Here is an 18,309-nt window from a genome sequence, read left to right on the forward strand (position 1 = left end):
GGTGACCTCATGCAACTCGAAACCTGGCTGCTGTACCTGCTGACCTGCTGCGGCATAGCTGTGGTACCTGGGCCAAATGCATTGCTCGTCCTGACTCATGGCGCGCTTCATGGCAACCAGAAAACACTGTTCACCATCTCCGGGGGCGTCCTCGGTTTCATCGCGATGATTGCGCTGTGTGTGCTCGGCCTGGGGGCACTGCTCCAGACGTCCATCCTGTGGCTGACTGTGCTGAAGGTCGGGGGTGGGCTCTATCTGATCTGGCTGGGCATCGCTCTATGGCGGGCTGCGCCTGTGACGGTCTCGCTGGGTGACCTGACGCAGTCGAATAGCTGGTCGCTGATTCGTCAGGGACTGTTTTCTGCCATCTCCAACCCCAAGGCCTTGCTGCTGTTTACCGCGTTCATCACGCCCTTCATCGAGCCGCAACAGAATCTCTTGCTCCAGACTGCCGTCATGGCGCTGACCTATGCCGTCGTCGAGTTTGGGGTGGAGTACGCAGTGGCCAGTGCCGCGCACCGCGTCAGGCCCTGGTTGGCACGAACGGGCCGACGGTTCAATAAGGTGTGTGGAGGCTTCTTCGTCGTGTTTGGCGCATTACTGCCGATTCGCTCGTAATGGTACCGAACTTCCGCACCGGGCCGTGCGAAGCCCCCGGGCTATAGGCGCGTATTGGTCGGCTGCATGTGAGCAGGCAGTAAATGAATGCGAAGGCCTGTGTCGGGTGGCGGGCAACTGGCGATAAGTGTGCAATTTCGCCGCCCTGACTTTTCATTAATCTGGGCGACGATTCGCCAGTTTGCTAGACGGAGGGAGATTCCCTCATTCAATAGGAGGCCAGAAGCAAATCCACGTGCTTCGAGCGTGGATGTTTACCGGACGATAATGGTCAGAGCCGGCCGCTTCGGCACAGGCATCCAGCGATGCCTGCACTGCACCGATTAGGTCAGGAGCTTGATCGGGAGCAGGCATGGCCTCGCCTGGGCGGCCAGGGACAGGACAGCTCAGGCGCTGGTAACGGCCATCAGGGCGTTCTTCCTACAACTTCTCCTGGATGGTTGGTGGACTCGGCAGGCAGGTGGCGACGGCGCATCAGGCGATAGGCGGCCGGTATGACGAACATCGACAGCAGGGGGGCGGTGACCATGCCGCCGACCATGGGCGCGGCAATCCGGCTCATGATCTCGCTGCCGGTCCCGCCGCCCCAGAGGATCGGCAAGAGGCCAGCGATGATGACCGCCACTGTCATCGCCTTGGGCCGTACGCGATGCACGGCACCCTCGCGGATCGCCTCGATCAGCCCGCGTTCGCTGGCGTTGCCGGCGTCTTCGTGTTCGGCCCATGCGTTCTTCAGGTAAAGCACCATGATCACACCGAACTCGGCCGCCACCCCGGCGAGCGCGATGAAGCCGACGCCGGTGGCCACTGAAAGGTTGTAGCCGAGCAGGTAAAGGAACCAGACCCCGCCGGTCAGGGCGAAGGGCAACGTGGCCATGATCAGGACGGCTTCGTCGAAGCGGGCGAAGGTCAGGTAGAGCAGCACGAAGATGATCAGCAGGGTCGCCGGCACCACGAGCTTGAGGCGTGCATTGGCCCGCTCCAGGAACTCGAATTGTCCCGAGTAGGCCAGGCTCATCCCCGGTTGCAGTTTGACCTGCTCGCTGACGGCCTGGCGCAGGTCGGCCACCACCGAGGCGATGTCACGGCCATGCACGTCGATGTAGACCCAGCCGGACGGCCGCGCATTCTCGCTCTTCAGCATGGGTGGGCCATCACTGACGCGGATGCTGGCCACAGTGCCCAGGGTGATCTGGCTGCCTTGCGGGGTGAGGATCGGCAGCTGCTCCAGGGCGCCGATCGAGTCGCGCCATTCCCGTGGGTAGCGCACGTTGATGGGGAAGCGCGCCAGGCCCTCGAGGGTTTCGCCAACGTTCTCGCCGCCGATGGCGCTGGCCACGATCGACTGGACATCGGCGATGTTCAAGCCGTAGCGCGCGGCGGTCTGGCGGTTGATGTCCACATCGATGTAGCGCCCACCGGTCAAGCGCTCTGCCAGGGCGGAACTGACGCCGGGCACCGTCGCGGCCACGCGCTCCACCGCCTGGGTGACGGCATCGATGTCGGCCAGGTTGGTACCGGCCACCTTGACCCCTATCGGGCTCTTGATCCCGGTGGCGAGCATGTCGATGCGGTTGCGGATGGGCGGGATCCAGATGTTGGTCAGCCCGGGCACCTTCACCACCCGATCCAGTTCCTCCACCAGCTTCTCCGGCGTCATGCCGGGCCGCCACTGGTCGCGGGGCTTGAACTGGATGGTGGTCTCGAACATCTCCAGCGGCGCCGGGTCGGTGGCGGTTTCCGCACGTCCAGCCTTGCCGAACACATGCTTCACCTCCGGCACCGTCCTGATCATGCGGTCAGTCAACTGCAGCAACTGGCTGGCCTTCTGTGCCGATAGCCCGGGCAATGCCGAGGGCATGAAGAGCAGGTCGCCCTCGTCCAGCGGTGGCAGGAATTCGCCGCCGAGCCGGGATACCGGCCAGAGCGTGCTGAGGAACAGCAGCAGCGCGGCCGCCAGAGTGACCTTGGGATGCCGCAACACGCAGTCCAGGGCGGGCTGGTAGAGGCGGATCAGCCAGCGGTTCAGCGGGTTCTTTTCCTCAGGGGGAATCCGCCCGCGAATCCAGTAGCCCATCAGCACCGGCACCAGGGTCACCGAGAGGCCGGCCGCCGCCGCCATGGCGTAGGTCTTGGTAAAGGCCAGCGGGCCGAACAGCCGCCCCTCCTGGGCTTCCAGGGTGAACACCGGGATGAACGACAGGGTGATGATCAGCAGGCAGAAAAACAGCGCCGGCCCCACTTCGGCGGCGGCCTCGGTCATCACCTGCCAACGGTGATCGCCGCTGAGCGCTTCGCCGGGGTGCGCCCGGTGCCAGGCCTCGATCTTCTTGTGGGCGTTCTCGATCATCACCACCGCCGCGTCCACCATGGCGCCGACGGCGATGGCGATCCCGCCGAGGGACATGATGTTGGCGTTGATCCCCTGGTGGCGCATGACGATGAAGGCGATCAGCACGCCAATCGGCAAGGAAATGATCGCCACCAGCGAGGAGCGCAGGTGCCAGAGGAACACGGCACAGACCAGCGCCACCACGAGGAATTCTTCCAGCAGCTTGTGGCTGAGGTTCTCCACGGCGCGGTCGATCAGTTGGCTGCGGTCGTAGGTGGTGACGATCTCGACGCCTGCCGGCAGGCTCCGGCGCAGTTCGTCGAGCCTGGTTTTTACCGCGGCGATGGTCTCGCGAGCGTTCTTGCCACTGCGAAGGATCACCACGCCGCCGACGGCTTCGCCCTCGCCGTCGAGCTCGCTGATGCCGCGCCGCATCTCCGGTCCCAACTGGATGGTCGCCACGTCGCCGAGGGTCACGGGTATCCCGCCGGCGCCGAGCTTGAGCGGGATGTCACGGAAATCGTCGAGGGTCTTCAGATAACCGGAGGCGCGCACCATGAACTCGGCCTCGGCCAGGGTCAGCACGGCGCCGCCGGTTTCCTGATTGGCCCGGCCGATGGCCGCGATCACTTCCTCCTGGGTAATGCCCAGGCTGGCCAGTCGAATCGGGTCCAGCACCACCTGGTACTGCTTGACCATGCCGCCCACAGTGGCTACCTCGGCGACGTTCGGCAGCGTCTTCAGCTCGAACTTGAGGAACCAGTCCTGCAGGGCGCGCAGTTGCGCCAGGTCATGCCCGCCGCTGCGGTCCACCAGGGCGTACTGAAAGATCCAGCCCACCCCGGTGGCATCCGGTCCGAGGGCAGGTCTGGCGGTAGTCGGTAGCCGCCCCTGGAGCTGGCTGAGGTACTCCAGCACCCGCGAACGCGCCCAATACAGGTCGGTACCGTCCTCGAAGATGACGTAGACGAAGCTGTCGCCGAAGAAGGAGAAGCCGCGCACGGTCTTCGCTCCCGGCACGGACAGCATGGTGGTGGCCAAGGGATAGGTGACCTGGTTCTCGACGATCTGCGGTGCCTGCCCCGGATAGGGCGTGCGGATGATCACCTGTACGTCGGAGAGGTCCGGCAAGGCGTCGACTGGCGTGCTCTGTACCGACCAGGTACCCCAGGCGGTGAGGAACAGGGTGACCAGCAGGACCAGGAAGCGGTTGGCCACCGACCAGCGAATCAGACCGGCGATCATGGCTGACCTCCCAGTTTTTCCAAGCGCTCGATGACCAGCCCGGCATCGGACTGGCGCACCGCGACGCGCACCCTGTCACCGACCTTGACGCCGACCATCAGCGCCGGATCGGCCAAGGGGAAGGTCATGGTCATGCCCGGCATGCCCAGGGTCTTGAAGGGGCCGTGGGCCAGGCTCACGCCGGCGTTGTTGATGGCCATGACCTGGCCTTCGGCCTCGTGCAGCTCAACCGGTGCCTGCTTCACCAGCGCTTCCGCAGCCGCCGTGCCGATGCCCTTGAGGCTGGCTTCGGAGTCGAGCAGGAACTGTCCGGATGCAACCACCTGTTGACCTTCCTCCAGCCCCTGTCGAATTACGGTGCGGCCGGCGTTCTCTGCGCCCAGGCGTACCTCCACCGGGCGATAGCGACCACCGTTCTCGGCCAGCATGACCAAGGCTCGCCGACCGGTGCGGATGATCGCTTCGCTGGGCACCCACAAGGCGCTCTCCTGCGTCGCGCCGCTGAGGCGGACATGGGCGGTCATGCCGGGCCGCAGGCGTCCGTCGGGATTGGGGAGTTCGACCCGGACCCGCAGCGTGCGGCTTTCCCGATCAACCTCGGGCAGGATGGTGTCGACGCTCCCGGTCAGCACCTCGGCAGGGAGGGCGGGCAGCCGTGCTTCGACCGCCTGGCCCGGGGCAGTGGCCCCGGCCTCCGCCTCGGGCACCGCCAACGTCAGCCAGACGCTGCCCAGGCCATTGATACGGGCCAGGGTGTCGCCAGCCGCGACCGTCATGCCGGTGCGTACGTCCAGTTCCTGCAGCACCCCGCCGATGGGGCTGGTCAGGGTCAGCACCGCCTGTGGCTTGCCACTTCGCTCCACCCGGCGGATCAGCGCCTGTGGCATTCCGGCCAGGCGCAGGCGTTGGCGCGCCGCTGCCAGCAGCACTTCGTCGCCCGTGCGCTTGAGGGCAAGGAACTCCTCCTGGGCCGCCGCCCACTCCGGTATCAGCAGGTCGGCCAGCGCCGCATCAGCGGGCAGCACATCCCCCGGCGCACGTGCGTAAACCCGCTCGACGAAGCCGGCGCTACGCGCTTGCACCACGGCCACATCCCGCTCGTTGAAGGCGAGCACACCGGTTACCTCCAGGCTGCTGTCCAGCCGCCCGCGCGTAACCGGCGCCAGACGCAGGCCGAGGTTCTGGCTCAGCCCGGAGTCGATGCTGATGGTGGCCGTGTCGGTATCCGAGCCCTCGTCCGCGTAGCGGGGCACCAACTCCATGTCCATGAAGGGTGACCTGCCCGGCTTGTCGAACTTTTGCTGTGGGTACATCGGGTCGTACCAATACAGCGCCTCGCGCTCCGCCGGCGTGGGGCCAGGTTCGACGGAGGCCCGGGGCATTCCATCCATTCGCTGCTGCGCGTACCAGTAGCCGCCCGCCAGGCCCAGGGCGATCGACAGACCGCTCAGCAGGGCTCCTTTCCAGAGTGGTGCGGTCATGGGAGATTCTCCCCGTAGGTGAAATAAAGCCTGGCGCTGGTCAGGGCGCGCCTGCCTTCGACGTCGACTTGCCTGAGGCGCGCCTCGATCAGTTCGCGGCGGGCCGCGATGACCGCCGCCAGCTCGCCGGTGCCGGCGCGGTAGCTGGCCAGGGTCAGGTCGACCTTTTCGCGGGCCAGAGGCAGCAGGCTGTCCTGGCTGCGGCGGACGGCGCGATCCAGGCGCTGGTACTCCGCCAGATCGCTTTCCAACTGCTCGGCCTGTTCACGGGTCAGGGCCTCGCGCTCGGCCTCCAACTGATTCAGTTCGGCGTGCCGGGCGGCAATCTTCGGGTTCTGCCGGGAGTCGGGGAACAGCGGCAGGTCGAAGGTGAACTGCACACTCACCATGTCGCCGAACTCGCGGCCACGGCGCTGGTAGTCGACCTCCCAGCTCCAGTCGGACCTCTTCTCCGCCTCGGCCTCGCGCACCTTGGCCTCGGCCTCGCGGGTAATCGGCACATAGGCCGCCAGTTCAGGATGCTCCGGCAGCTTCTGGAAGTAGTTCGCGGCGGTGATCGGCCAAACCGGCAGTTCTCCTGCGAGCGGCTCATCAGCCGCGAGACCGATCCAGCGCCTGAGCTGGGCGCGGGACTGGCTTTGCTGGCTGGCCAACTCATCCTGGCGCTCAGCCAGATCGGCGGCTTCCTGCTTGACGGTCACGGCATCAGCCGCCTCGGCGCGGCCTCCGGCAATCTGCGCACGCACGGCTTCGGCCAATACGCGGTTCTCGCTGAAAAAATCCCGGAACAGCGCCTGCTTGCGCTCGACTGAGTAGCAGCTGATCCAGGCCTGCGCGGCGAATTGTCGAACTTTCAGGCGTTGGACACGCCGCTCGGCCTCGGCGCGCTCGACGCTGGCCTGGGCCACTTCGACACGGGCGCGGCGCTTTTCGCGATTCGGTACTTCCTGCATGACGCCGACCATCTGCATGGTCATGAAGTCCTGGTCGATGGTCCAACGGTCCGGGCCGCCGACGGGATAGTTCTGCACGCCGAGCAGCAGTTTCGGGTCCGGCAACTCGCCGGCGGGAATCGCGGCGCTGCTGGCCGCTTGCAGCTTGGCGTTCTCAGCGGCCAGGGAGGGGGCGTTGTCTTCGGCCAGCCGCAGGGCAGCCTCGAAGCTCAATGGCTCGGCGTGACCGGGGGAGGCCAGCACGGTTGCCACCAGGGCAACCACGGTCGGCCACCCGGTGCAATAGCGGTCGGGGATCATGTTCTGGGTTCCTGTGATCAGTTGCTGTGCGCCGCGCGAGCGCGCATGCAGATATGCCTCTCTGCCGAAGCGGAAAGGGCATCAGTGTCAATCAGGAATCAGACGCAGGGAGGTCGCCACACCCCAGCTGGGGTTTTGGGCGGCAGGAAGTCGCTGGTGAGGGAAACCACCAGCGGGCTGGACAGGTGAGTGGCAGACTTGAGGATCGGGACCTGCAGGATGCTGCTGCTCTTGCATTCCTGGCCAGGCTTGCAGGGCTTGCCATGCTCAGCGGCCTTCTCGATGTCATGGCAGCAGTCCTGGTCCATGTCTGCCATCATGGCCATGCCAGCGGTCTGCATCGGGCAGGGCTCCACCAACGCCCCGCCCCCCGCCATCCCGTTCAAGGGAAGCGCCAGGCTAATCAGCAGGATGAGGCAGAGTCGCAGGTAGGCTGTCATGCGCTGGAGTCTAGCGGTGGGTACTGGCAGGCACAATTACAGAGGGGCATGAAATTTCGTAAGGGGCAGCGGACACCGGACCGATCTCAGCGCTCATCGGGCATCCACCGGCAACTGCTTGATCGACTTCACCGTCTGCGGGGCGGTGCCAGTGGCCTTCTTATGCATACCACGCATGCACACCAGCATCATCAATGGGCAAAGCAGTGCCAATAGGGTCGGGGCGACGCTAGCAGGCTGTTGAAATTCGCCGCCACCACTGCGATCACTGCTCTTGGTAGCAGTGGTCGTGGGGCGGGTAAGCCCTATTCCGAGCGCCGGACAGATTAAATAGCCAGATTTGGCAGACGCCGGGCGCACCTTCCCCGTCAATATGTTCATGCGACTGAGCCTGCAGCCATCAACTTCGGCAGGCGCACCAGGTTGCTTGCCGCCATGGCCTGCTGGAACAGCGCGTCGACACGCTCAAGCCCTCGTTGCTTCATCTGACGTAGGCCTGCCGCCATCTTGAGCCAGCCGAAGTGGGTTTCGATCCAGGCGCGGATCTTCAGGCTCAGGCCGTAGCTAGCATGACGCGTGGTGCGGCCGTCGATGGCGCTACGTCGGTCGCTGGTGTTCTGCGCCACATGGGGTGGGACGCCGAGGGCGCGACTGGCGGCGACGAAGTCCGCCGTGTCGTAGGCCTTGTCCGCCGCTAAGGTGCGCCGACGGCGGCCAGCGAGTTTACCCAGCATCAGCAGTGCGGCTTCGCGCTCGCCGCGACCACCGGCCAGGCTGACATGGGCACTGCGTACCAGTCCGCTGCGGTGCTCCATCAGCACATGACCCATGTAGCTCAGCTGCGCGCCGGTGTTGTGGCTCTTGCGATATAGCCGGGCATCCGGATCGCTGGTTGAGGCGTGGGTGTCGTTGCTGCGCTTCTGCCCTTTGAAGTCAGGCTGGGCATTGCGCGGTCCGGGCCCCTGGTCATCCGGAGGGCCGTCCTTGGGGCGGAAACTCTTCTGTTAGGCCCAAGCCTGCAGCAGGGTGCCATCGACCGAGAAGCGCTCATCCGACATCAGTCCCTGCTTCTCGGCCAGGCGCACCACTTCGCTCAGAAACTCGGCGGTCACGGCCTGGGCATTGAGGCGGTCACGGTTCTTCGAGAACACCGAGTGATCCCACACCGGGTCGTCGATGGCCAGGCCAACGAACCAGCGGAACAGCAGGTTGTAACCCAGTTGCTCCATGAGCATCCGTTCACTGCGCAGCGAGCAGAACAGCTGCAGCAACTGCGCCCGCATCAACTTCTCCGGGGCAATCGAGGCGCGACCGGTGTCGGCATACACGGTGTCGAACAGGGCGCTCATCCGCAGCAGAGCGGTGTCTGCCAGCTTGCGGATGGCGCGCAGGGGATGGTTCGCCGGCACGAAGTCATCGAGCTTGGCGATGGTGAACAGGGATTCCTGAGTGATATCGGCTCCACGCATGGAAATCGAGGGTCCAGACAGATTGGAGCCGGTATCGTAAACCTCACGCAGCAGAACCAGACAGGGCGCGGGCCAATTTCAACAGGCTGCTAACGAAAGGCCAGATCGCGCAGGAACAAGGTGATTGGAGGGAACATGATGAGTAGTACCGACATCAGCAGCAAGATGAGGAAGAACGGCAAGCTGCCACGGATTACGTCGAAGTAGGGCCGTCGAAATATCGCTATAGCGGTGAAGATGTCGCAGCCGAAAGGCGGTGTGGCCGAGCCGATGGCCGCCTGCAAGGTGATGATGGTGCCAACCAGCACCGGATCAAGGCCGGACATGCGCACCGCCGGGGCGAAGATCGGCACGAGGATCAGCATTACCACAATCGGGTCGACGAACATGCAACCGATAAAGAAGGCGATCGAAATGATGATCAGCAGTTCGGTCGGCGAAGCCTGCATCAAACCAATACCGCTGAGGATCTGCTGGGGGATCTGAGCGAAGGATATCACCCAAGAGAAGGCCGAGCCGGCGGCCACCAGGATAAACACCACGGCGGTGATCAGCCCGGTGGACATTGCAATGCTCGACAGATCACTGAGCTTGACCCGGCGAAAAATCAACACCTCCAGAATCAGCGCGTAGAGCACTGACACCGCAGCTGCCTCGGTAGGGCTGAAGACCCCGGTGTAGATGCCACCGATGGTCATCACTGGCAGCAGCAGTGGCAGGAAGGCACGACGGCATGTGCGCAGCCGCTCATGCCAGCTAAATTTCTCGCTGCGGGGAATGCCTGCCAGCCGCGCGTAGAAGTAGCAGTAACCAGCCAGCAGCACCATCAGCAGTAAGCCAGGGCCAATACCGGCGATGAACAGTTCGGCCACCGATGTGCCCGAGACCACGCCGTAGATGATCATGCCGATGCTCGGCGGAATCAGCAGGGCGATATCCGAGGCGTTGATGATTAGTGCCATGGCGAAGCTGTCCTTGTACCCCTGTTGCAGCATCTTCGGCCGCATGATGCTGCCCACCCCGACCACGGTCGCCTGGGTCGAGCCGGACAAGGCACCGAACATCGCGCAGCTCAGAGCGGTAGTGACTGCCATGCCGCCCCGCACGTGGCCGACGAAAGCCATGGCGACATCCAGCAGTCTATTGGCCGTGGCCCCGCGAGTAATGATGTCGGCGGCAAGGATGAACATCGGTACTGCCACCAGGGCTGACGGACGGATGCCGGCGATCATCTGCTGGATTAGGAACTCCGGCCCCATGTTGAAGAAAAACAGGAAGCCGGCCGCTGCGGCCGCCAACAGGGTTGTCATCATGGGGAAGCCCGCCAGCAGCAGGACCAGCATGATCAGCAGAAGAGCAGTAGTCATATCCATGCTGTGCGTACTCAGGCTTGCGGGGGGAGGGGGGCGTCGACATGCCGCGGCGGTGCTTCGCGGCAGCCGAGCAGTACCAGCAACTGAATGAAGGCGTGGCGCAGGAACTGCAGGCCACTCATACCCAAGCCCAGTGGAATGACCAGGTAGATGTAATGCAGTGGCAACTGTAACGCCGATGAGGCGCGGCCAACGCGCGCGGCTGATTGCACGTAGCCAATGGATGCCCAGGTCAGCCACATCAGCAGGGCGGCGGTAAGCAGATTGATCAGCAGGAGGCTGGCGGCGGCTGGCTTGCCAGTCAACTGCTCGACGAAGGCGCTCATGCTGATGTGGCGGTTGTGCCGCGCGGCATAGCTGCAACCGGTGAAGGTGACGAAGATGATCAGGAACTGATTGAGTTCCTCGGAGAAGTACAGGCTCTGGTTGAACAAGTAACGGCCAAATACATTGCCGACCGAGTTCAGCGCCATCAGCAAGATCGCGCTGGCGAGGATAAACGCCTCGAGCTTTTCCAGCAGCCAGTCCAGTTTATGTAGCCAAGCCATTGCCACCTCCAGCCTGCTGCCATGGCGACAGGCATTTTTTTTGTTGTGGAGGCCAGACAGTACATCTGTGAAAAAACCATGTCAATTCAATATTTGAATCAGTACATATGTGCTATTTCATGTGGCGTGAACTGCTTTGTGCGTCATTTCAGAACACGAAGTGCATGGGGGGGGGTATCTCCTCCATCAGACCATTCAGCGTGGCCAGTCCAGCCTGCACGCGCGAGCGGCTCTGTTCGGCCCCCAGGCTGATGCGCACGAATGGGTTGTTGCGATCGGCGGTGGCCAGGAACGGCTCCGCCGGAAAGATCATCACGCCTTCCTGGCGTGCCCGGCGGACGAACTTTTCCGGTTGCCAATGCGCCGGCAGTTCGGCCCATATATGCATGCCGTTAGGATGGGCCTTGTAGCGACAGGCGGTGAGCAGTCCGCAGGCCATCTGCTGGCGTGCCGCAAACTCCTGCTGCTGAAAGGTAATCATGCGGTCGAGGGTGCCATCCTGCATCCACCAGCCGGCGATCTCGAAGGGCATCAGGGTGGCCATCCAAGTAGTACTGCGAAGTCGGCCTATGGCTTGCTGCACTAGGTGTGGCGGGGTGATCAGATAGCCGGCGCGCATGCCAGGCAAGGTCACCTTGGTCAGGCTGGTGGCGTAGAAGCTGCGCTCCGGAATAAGCGCCGACAGTGGCGGGCTGCGGTCCGGTTGCAGTGCGCCGTAAACGTCGTCCTCCACCACCGTCAAGTCGTAGCGCCGGGCCAGCTCGGCGATCGCCTGACGTCGTTCCAGGCTCATGGTGTTGTTGTTGGGGTTGTTCATGGTCGGGGTGCAGAACAGCACCCGCGCGCTCCCCTGTCGGCAGGCGGTTTCCAGCGCTTCGGGCAGAATGCCTTGGTCGTCTGTGGCCAGGCCTTTGAGATTGAAGTGCAGGGTTTGCGCCAAGGCCAGTAGCAGCATGCCCGTCTCGTGTTCGCAGAGTACCGTGTCACCTGGCTTGAGTATCGTCGTCATGGCAATAGTCAGGGCGTGCGCGGTGCCATTGCAGAACAACATGTGATCGGGGTTGGCCGGCATTCTCTGCTGGGCCAGCCAGGTGCAGACCACGTCACGGTGCAGGGTCAGGCCTTGGGTCGGGTGGAAGGACGTTATGAAATCATCGCGGCCCTCGCGGGACAGGCGTTCGAGGCCCTCGCGGTAGAGCTTGACATGGCGGGCCGTGCATACCGGATGGGCGGTGGACAGGTCGATGCCCCGGCTGGGGTCATCGTGTTCGTCGGTGGACAGGTAGTCCGATTCGTGGCTGACGTGGCGGCTGCGCACGAAGGTGCCGCTGCCCACCTGGGCGTAGACGACGCCCTGCTTTTCGGCATGTGCGTAGGCATTGCTTACCGTCTGCACGCTAACCCCCAGGACCTCGGCCAGCTCTCGGTGGGTCGGCAGCTTGCTGCCGGGCTGCAATGCGCCAGCATTTATCGCTTCACTGAGGGCGTTGCCGATAGCCAGGTATTTGGGCTGGCCAGAGCGGATGAAGGGCTTCAGGTCTATTGTCATAGTTCAATAAAGTCCTTGACGAAAAGTGTACTGATAATAAATATGTGATCCATGCAGATTGACCTGCATTTGATGTGGTCACTCTAGCAGGTTTCAGTACATTGCATAACCGCCCGGCTGGTGCGGGCGGTTGGATAGAGACCTGAACGCCATCGCGTTCATTTTCGAGATGCTGTCATGAGTGAAATCGCTTTGAATTTCAGCCGTGAAGAGTATGCCCAGCGTTTGACCAAGGTGCGTGCCGCCATGGCTGAGCGGGGGGTCACGACACTGATCGTGCATGATCCATCCAACATGGCCTGGCTTACCGGTTATGACGGCTGGTCTTTCTACACTCCGCAATGCGTGGTGATTGGCCAGCACGGCAACCCGTTATGGTACGGCCGTGGCATCGATGCCAATGGCGCGCGTCGCACCGTCTACATGCCGGAGGAGGATATCGCCTCCTACAGCGACCGCTACGTGATGAACCCACCGCATCACGCCCTCGACTACCTGTGCCAGGAAATACTGTCGGCACGAGGCTGGACCAGCGGCACGATTGGCGTGGAGATGGACAACTACTACTACAGCGCTACTTCGCACCAGGCGCTGCAGCGTGGTCTGCCGCAGGCACAGTTGGTCGATGCCACTGGCTTGGTCAACTGGTGTCGAGCGGTCAAGTCGCCGCTGGAAATCGAGTACATGCGTGTGGCCGCGCGCATCGTCGAGAACATGCATCGGGCGATCATCGAAATGGTCGAACCGGGTCTGCCGAAGAACGTGCTGGTAGGTGAAATCTATCGGGTTGCCTGTGTCGGTCACGAGGGTAAGTTCGGCGACTACCCAGCTATCGTGCCCATGTTGCCCTCGGGCAAGGACGCTTCGGCGCCGCACCTGACCTGGGATGATCGCCCGTTCAAGAAGGGGGAAGGTACCTTCTTCGAGATTGCCGGCTGCCACAAACGCTACCACTGCCCGCTGTCGCGCACTCTTTACTTGGGCGAACCGTCAGCCGCTTTTCGCAAGGCCGAGGAGGCGATCAACGCTGGCCTGGAGGCGGGTCTGGCGGTCGCCAAACCGGGCAATACCTGCGGTGACATCGCCAGAGAGCTGAACAGCACCCTGCGTCGTTACGGTTACGATCGCGGAGATAACCGTTGCGGATATCCAATCGGTCTCAGTTATCCGCCGGATTGGGGCGAGCGCACCATGAGCCTGCGTGAGAGCGACACCACGGTGCTGCAACCTGGCATGACCTTCCACTTTATGCCGGGCCTTTGGCTGGATGATTGGGGCCTGGAGACCACCGAGAGCATCCTGATTACCGAGAGCGGGGTGGAAACCCTTTGCGACTTCCCGCGACAGTTATTCGTGAAGGCCTGAGATGAGTAGCGCAACCATGAATATTTCATCCGAAGCGGAACTGCAGGCAGACACGCGGTCGAGTGTTGCCGAGGGTCATGCCACCACCCTCAGTGCCACGGTCGATTTCGAGCGAGACGGTGTGCAGCACGGCTTCCTCAAGCTGCCGTACTCCCATGACCAGTCGGCCTGGGGCTGCATCATGATCCCTATCAGCGTGGTGAAGAACGGCGTGGGTCCTACCGCGCTGCTCACCGGCGGCAACCACGGCGACGAATACGAGGGCATCACCGCGTTGCTCAAGCTGGCTGGAGAGCTGCGGGCAGAGGACGTCCAGGGGCGGGTGATCATCGTCCCGGCGATGAACTACCCCGCCGTGCAGAACGGCAGCCGTACTTCGCCGATCGACAAAGGCAACATGAACCGCTCTTTCCCCGGCAACCCTACAGGGAGCATGACCGAGCGTATCGCCGATTACTTTCAGCGGCACCTGATTCCGTTGTGTGACTATGCCTTGGATATACATTCCGGTGGCAAGACCCTGGACATCCTGCCGTTCGCCGCAGCCCACCGACTACCGGACGCACAGCAGGAGGCCAAGTGCATCGAGGGTGCACGCCTGTTCGGTACCGCCGCCAGCATGATCCTCTTCGAGCTGGATGCAGCTTCGTTGTACGACACGGCGGTGGAGTCCCAGGGCAAGGTGTTCGTCACCACCGAACTGCGTGGCGGCGGCACCAGTACCCCCGAAACCATGGCCCTGGCCGATCGTGGTGTGCGCAACTTCCTAAAGTTTGCCGGGATTCTCGCTGGCGAGTTGGAGCTTGCCGACGAGCCGCGGCTGCAACTGGATATGCCCGATGCCAGTTGCTACGTGCAGAGCACCCATCGCGGCATTCTCGAACTCACCCGTAGCCTGGGCGATCGCCTCAAGCGAGGCGACCTCGTTGCGCGGGTACATGCGTTCGAGCGCACCGGCACGCCGGCTGTGGAATATCGTGCGGAACGGGATGGGCTCCTGGTTGCCCGGCGTTTTCCTGCACTGGTGGACATCGGCGACACCCTGGCAGTAATCGCCGACATCGTCGAAAGCTAGAAGCCGGCAGGTCCGGTCGCAACCAAATGACAATAACAGCAAGCGGAGACCTCACCATGAGCACCCTAAGCACACTGAAGAAAATGGTCCTGACCGCAGCGATGGGGCTGACCCTGATTGGCCACGCGAGCCTGGCGGCTGCAGAGGAATGGAAATTTGCCCTTGAGGAAGTCAGCGGCAGCGTGCAGGACGCGTACGCCCAGAAATTCAAGCAACTGATCGAGGAAAAGAGCGGTGGCAAGATCAGCGTTACTGTCTATCCATACGGTGCGCTGGGCGAGTCGGAAGATCTCACCGAACTTGTGGCTAACGGTGTCCTGCAGTTCACCCATGGCTCGACCGGCATTCTTGGCTCCACCGCTCCAGGTATGCAGGTGTTCTCGGTGCCCTACCTGTTATCCCAGGACAATGCGGTGAACCTCAAGCTGCTGACCGAGAGCCCAACAATCTACGGGCCTGTTGCCGACAAGCTGAAGACCCGCAACCTGCGTTTGCTGAGCATGTACCCGGAAGGCGATATGGTCTGGACCACCAACAAGGTGGTGCGCAAACCGGCCGATTTCGCCAACGTGAAGATGCGGGTTATGGCCTCACCGATGCTGGTGGAGACCTATAAGTCGTTCGGTGCTGTCCCCACTCCGCTGCCTTATTCCGAGGTTTATGGTGCTCTGCAGCTGAAGATGATCGATGGCCAGGAGAACCCGGTTTTCGCCATCGAGGAAATGAAGTTCTATGAGGTCAACGATGTCATGACCTGGTCGGGACACCAACAGTTCACGGTTGCCGTCCTGTCCAGCGAGTCCTGGTACCAGGGGCTGCCTGCGGAGCAGCGTGCACTTATCGACGAGACTGTGGAGGAGTTGGCGCCTTACATCTTCGAGACCCAGGCCAAGTACAACGATGAGCGCCTGGAAAAGATCAAACAGGCCAAACCGGGTATCCAACTGGTGCGTTTGACCGAAGACGAGCAGGCGGCTTTCCGCAAAGCCAGTCAACCTATGCGCGAGAAGCTGGTGCAACTGGCCGGCCCCGAAGCTGGCTCTGTGCTCAAGGCCTTGGAGCAGGAAATCATGGAGCTGGAAAAGCAGTAACCCCTGTTGCCGGCGGGCCACTCCGCCGGATTTTTGCAGTGTTGCTCTGTTCGGGGCGGGCCAACGTTCTGGGCAGGCATGCAGGATGGGTTAGGCGCAACGAGAGTCATGCTGCAGATCGATCCCAGCAACACTTATGCCGAGCAACCTCGCCCCTGTGGCGGGGTGCGGCCTTTTTCGCCGTGGAGCCGTTTATGCGTCTGGACAGCTATGACCTGAAGATTCTGCGCATCCTGCAGTGCAATGGGCGGATCACCAAGTCCAGCTTGGCCGAAGCCATCAACCTATCTATCAGCCCCTGCTGGGAGCGGGTCAAACGTCTGGAGGAGGCCGGAATCATTCGCGGCTACGGTGCCCAGCTGAATACCGAGATTCTGCTCAAATGTGCCTCGGTGATGGTCGAGATCAGCCTTAAACAGCACAACCGTGAAGCCTTCCAGCGTTTTGAAAATGCCATGCAGGAATGTCCTGAAGTCACCGAGTGCTACGCCACTGGTGGTGGCATCGACTATATCGTCAAGGTCATGGCGCGCGACATCGACCAGTACCAGCGCCTTATCGACCGCTGGCTGATGACCGATTTGGGCATCGAGCGTTACTTCACTTACATCGTGACCAAGACCATCAAACACAGTGAACCTCCGCTGATGCTAGACGGTGAAGAAGCCTAGCCGGAATTTCTGTAAGCCAACCTGTCCTCCTTGATGCTGCCGTTTTGTCCCTAGCCGGTGGTGCAGAAAAAAACATCAGCACGCCACCGGCAAAGAAAAAAAACAGCCCACCCGCACCCTTTGAAGAGAAAAAATCGCTGACTGGCAAACCCTAAAGTGGAAGCCGTAAACACGCACCACGCCTTGCGCCGCGAACCCGCTGCGCAAAGCAAGTAGAGGGGATACCGTTCATGCACATGCTTAAAGATCCACGCCTGGTTCGCCAGTTGGCCTACGTCAACGGTAAATGGATTGCCGGTCATGAGGGGCGCGATGAAGCGGTCATCGATCCAGCCAGCGAAGAAACAATCGGGCGCTGCACCCAGCTGGACGCGAGCCAGATAGAGCACGCCATCGATTCGGCGCAAGCCGCCTTGCCGGCCTGGCGCGTGCTGTCGGTGGACGCACGTGGCGTGATACTCGGTAGATGGCACGATCTGCTGTTGGAGAACAAAGAAGACCTGGCCAGGCTGATGACCCTCGAGCAGGGCAAGCCGCTGGATGAGGCCCGTGGCGAGATCGACTACGCCGCGTCCTTCATTCGCTGGTTCGCCGAGGAGGCGCGGCGTGCTTACGGCGAGACCATCCCCAGCCACATTCGCGACGCCCAACTGGGCAGCGTACGCGAGCCGATCGGTGTTGCCGCGCTGATCACGCCGTGGAACTTTCCCTGCGCGATGATTACCCGCAAGGCCGCCGCGGCCCTTGCTGTGGGCTGCACTGTGCTGGTCAAACCGGCTGGCGAGACGCCGTTCTCCGCTTTGGCCCTGGCCGAGCTCGCGGAGCGTGCCGGCTTCCCCGCCGGAGTTTTCAACGTCATTACTGGCGAGCCGGAGATGGTCTCCCAGGTGCTCTGTGCCAGCGACAAGGTCAAGGCACTGTCCTTTACCGGCTCGACCCGGGTCGGTCGCCTGTTGCTGCAGCAGGCTGCGGCCACGGTGAAGAAGTGCTCGATGGAGCTGGGCGGCAACGCGCCCTTCATCGTCCTTCCAGACATGGATGTGGAGCAGGCTGCCCAGGCGGCGATCGACGCCAAGTTCCAGACCACTGGCCAGGACTGCCTTGCGGCCAATCGCATCTTCGTTCATCGCTCACTGTATGAGCCGTTTCTGGCGGCCTTCGCCCGGCGCATGGGCGAGCTGACAGTGGGCAACGGTCTGGTCCGCGGGGTCAATCAGGGGCCGCTGATCAACGCCAAGGCGGTGGCCAAGGCCCAGGAACTAGTAGACGACGCAGTGACCAAGGGCGCGCGCCTGCTAGTCGGCGACCAGAGCCAGGCGCCTGGCCGCAACTTTTTCATGCCGACCCTGCTGGCCGATGTGACCGCGGATATGCGTGTGTATCGGGAAGAAAACTTCGCCCCTGTAGCCGGCGTGATGGCCTGGGATGACCTGGAGCAACTGATCGCCCAGGCCAACGACACCGAATACGGTCTGGCTGCTTATGTCTACGGTCACGACATGCGACCGGTCTGGCGGCTGTTGCGCGGTCTCGAGTTCGGCATGGTCAGCGTCAACTCGGTGAAGATGACCGGCCCGCCCGTGCCGTTTGGTGGCGTCAAGCAGTCCGGCCTCGGCCGTGAGGGCTCACGCCATGGCCTCGATGAGTACAGCCAGATCAAGTACTACTGCCTGGGTGGTCTGCCCAGTGCAAGCGGCAGTTGAGATCTGCGGCGGGCGTCATGCGCGATGCACCACCTGGCCAGCACTCGCTACGTTTCCAATAACTGAAAACTACTGAATACGCGGTCTTCGCCGGAA

General features: G+C 62.6%; 14 protein-coding genes and 1 pseudogene. 6 read left to right on the plus strand and 9 right to left on the minus strand.

Annotation, left to right across the window (positions count from 1 at the left end; translation table 11 throughout):
• The first annotated feature begins 9 nt into the window (after positions 1–9).
• Positions 10–618: a LysE family translocator gene (locus KF707C_RS11210; protein WP_036992048.1), complete on the plus strand. Its 609-nt coding sequence runs from the start codon at positions 10–12 to the stop codon at positions 616–618.
• A 406-nt stretch (positions 619–1,024) separates the two neighbouring features.
• On the opposite strand, the gene KF707C_RS11215 is transcribed toward KF707C_RS11210, so the two are convergent.
• The 9 genes and pseudogenes from KF707C_RS11215 to ehuR form a co-directional block, all read right to left on the minus strand.
• Positions 1,025–4,195 (minus strand): efflux RND transporter permease subunit, encoded by a 3,171-nt coding sequence (locus KF707C_RS11215; protein ID WP_003449923.1) that lies wholly within the window; start codon positions 4,193–4,195, stop codon positions 1,025–1,027.
• Complete coding sequence (locus KF707C_RS11220; RefSeq protein WP_003449922.1) at positions 4,192–5,676, minus strand: efflux RND transporter periplasmic adaptor subunit; 1,485 nt, start codon at positions 5,674–5,676, stop codon at positions 4,192–4,194. Before KF707C_RS11220 ends, KF707C_RS11215 begins: the two co-directional genes overlap by 4 nt.
• Complete coding sequence (locus tag KF707C_RS11225) at positions 5,673–6,929, minus strand: TolC family protein (protein ID WP_003449921.1); 1,257 nt, start codon at positions 6,927–6,929, stop codon at positions 5,673–5,675. The genes KF707C_RS11220 and KF707C_RS11225 overlap by 4 nt, the downstream gene beginning before the upstream one ends.
• A gap of 98 nt (positions 6,930–7,027) precedes the next feature.
• Positions 7,028–7,369, minus strand: coding sequence for a hypothetical protein (locus KF707C_RS11230; protein ID WP_036992022.1), 342 nt, complete (start codon positions 7,367–7,369; stop codon positions 7,028–7,030).
• Between the two features lie 93 nt (positions 7,370–7,462).
• Positions 7,463–7,750, minus strand: coding sequence for a DUF2933 domain-containing protein (locus KF707C_RS11235; protein ID WP_096368015.1), 288 nt, complete (start codon positions 7,748–7,750; stop codon positions 7,463–7,465).
• Positions 7,747–8,838 (minus strand): annotated as a pseudogene (locus KF707C_RS11240) (IS5 family transposase). The gene KF707C_RS11235 and the pseudogene KF707C_RS11240 overlap by 4 nt, the downstream one beginning before the upstream one ends.
• Positions 8,839–8,927: 89 nt before the next feature.
• Positions 8,928–10,205: a TRAP transporter large permease gene (locus KF707C_RS11245; protein ID WP_036992045.1), complete on the minus strand. Its 1,278-nt coding sequence runs from the start codon at positions 10,203–10,205 to the stop codon at positions 8,928–8,930.
• A 17-nt stretch (positions 10,206–10,222) separates the two neighbouring features.
• Positions 10,223–10,759, minus strand: coding sequence for a TRAP transporter small permease (locus KF707C_RS11250; RefSeq protein WP_003449915.1), 537 nt, complete (start codon positions 10,757–10,759; stop codon positions 10,223–10,225).
• Positions 10,760–10,907: 148 nt separating this feature from the next.
• On the minus strand, positions 10,908–12,308 hold the full coding sequence (gene ehuR / locus KF707C_RS11255; RefSeq protein WP_003449913.1) for a MocR-like ectoine utilization transcription factor EhuR: 1,401 nt from the start codon (positions 12,306–12,308) through the stop codon (positions 10,908–10,910).
• Positions 12,309–12,485: 177 nt separating this feature from the next.
• On the opposite strand from ehuR, the gene doeA reads away from it, so the two are divergent.
• The 5 genes from doeA to KF707C_RS11280 all read left to right on the plus strand — a co-directional run bounded on the left by doeA (position 12,486) and on the right by KF707C_RS11280 (position 18,213).
• Positions 12,486–13,673, plus strand: coding sequence for an ectoine hydrolase DoeA (gene doeA / locus KF707C_RS11260; RefSeq protein ID WP_003449912.1), 1,188 nt, complete (start codon positions 12,486–12,488; stop codon positions 13,671–13,673).
• 16 nt (positions 13,674–13,689) lie between these two features.
• A complete protein-coding gene (doeB, locus tag KF707C_RS11265) occupies positions 13,690–14,748 on the plus strand; it encodes a N(2)-acetyl-L-2,4-diaminobutanoate deacetylase DoeB (RefSeq protein WP_003449911.1) in 1,059 nt (352 codons plus the stop codon).
• A 56-nt stretch (positions 14,749–14,804) separates the two neighbouring features.
• Complete coding sequence (locus tag KF707C_RS11270; protein ID WP_051050704.1) at positions 14,805–15,839, plus strand: TRAP transporter substrate-binding protein; 1,035 nt, start codon at positions 14,805–14,807, stop codon at positions 15,837–15,839.
• Positions 15,840–16,033: 194 nt separating this feature from the next.
• Entirely contained in the window at positions 16,034–16,510 is a 477-nt protein-coding gene (locus KF707C_RS11275; protein WP_003449907.1) for an Lrp/AsnC family transcriptional regulator, read from the plus strand.
• Positions 16,511–16,740: 230 nt separating this feature from the next.
• A complete protein-coding gene (locus KF707C_RS11280) occupies positions 16,741–18,213 on the plus strand; it encodes an NAD-dependent succinate-semialdehyde dehydrogenase (RefSeq protein ID WP_003449905.1) in 1,473 nt (490 codons plus the stop codon).
• Positions 18,214–18,309: the final 96 nt, after the last annotated feature.

The organism is Pseudomonas furukawaii (assembly GCF_002355475.1).
Classification (GTDB): Bacteria; Pseudomonadota; Gammaproteobacteria; order Pseudomonadales; family Pseudomonadaceae; genus Metapseudomonas; species Metapseudomonas furukawaii.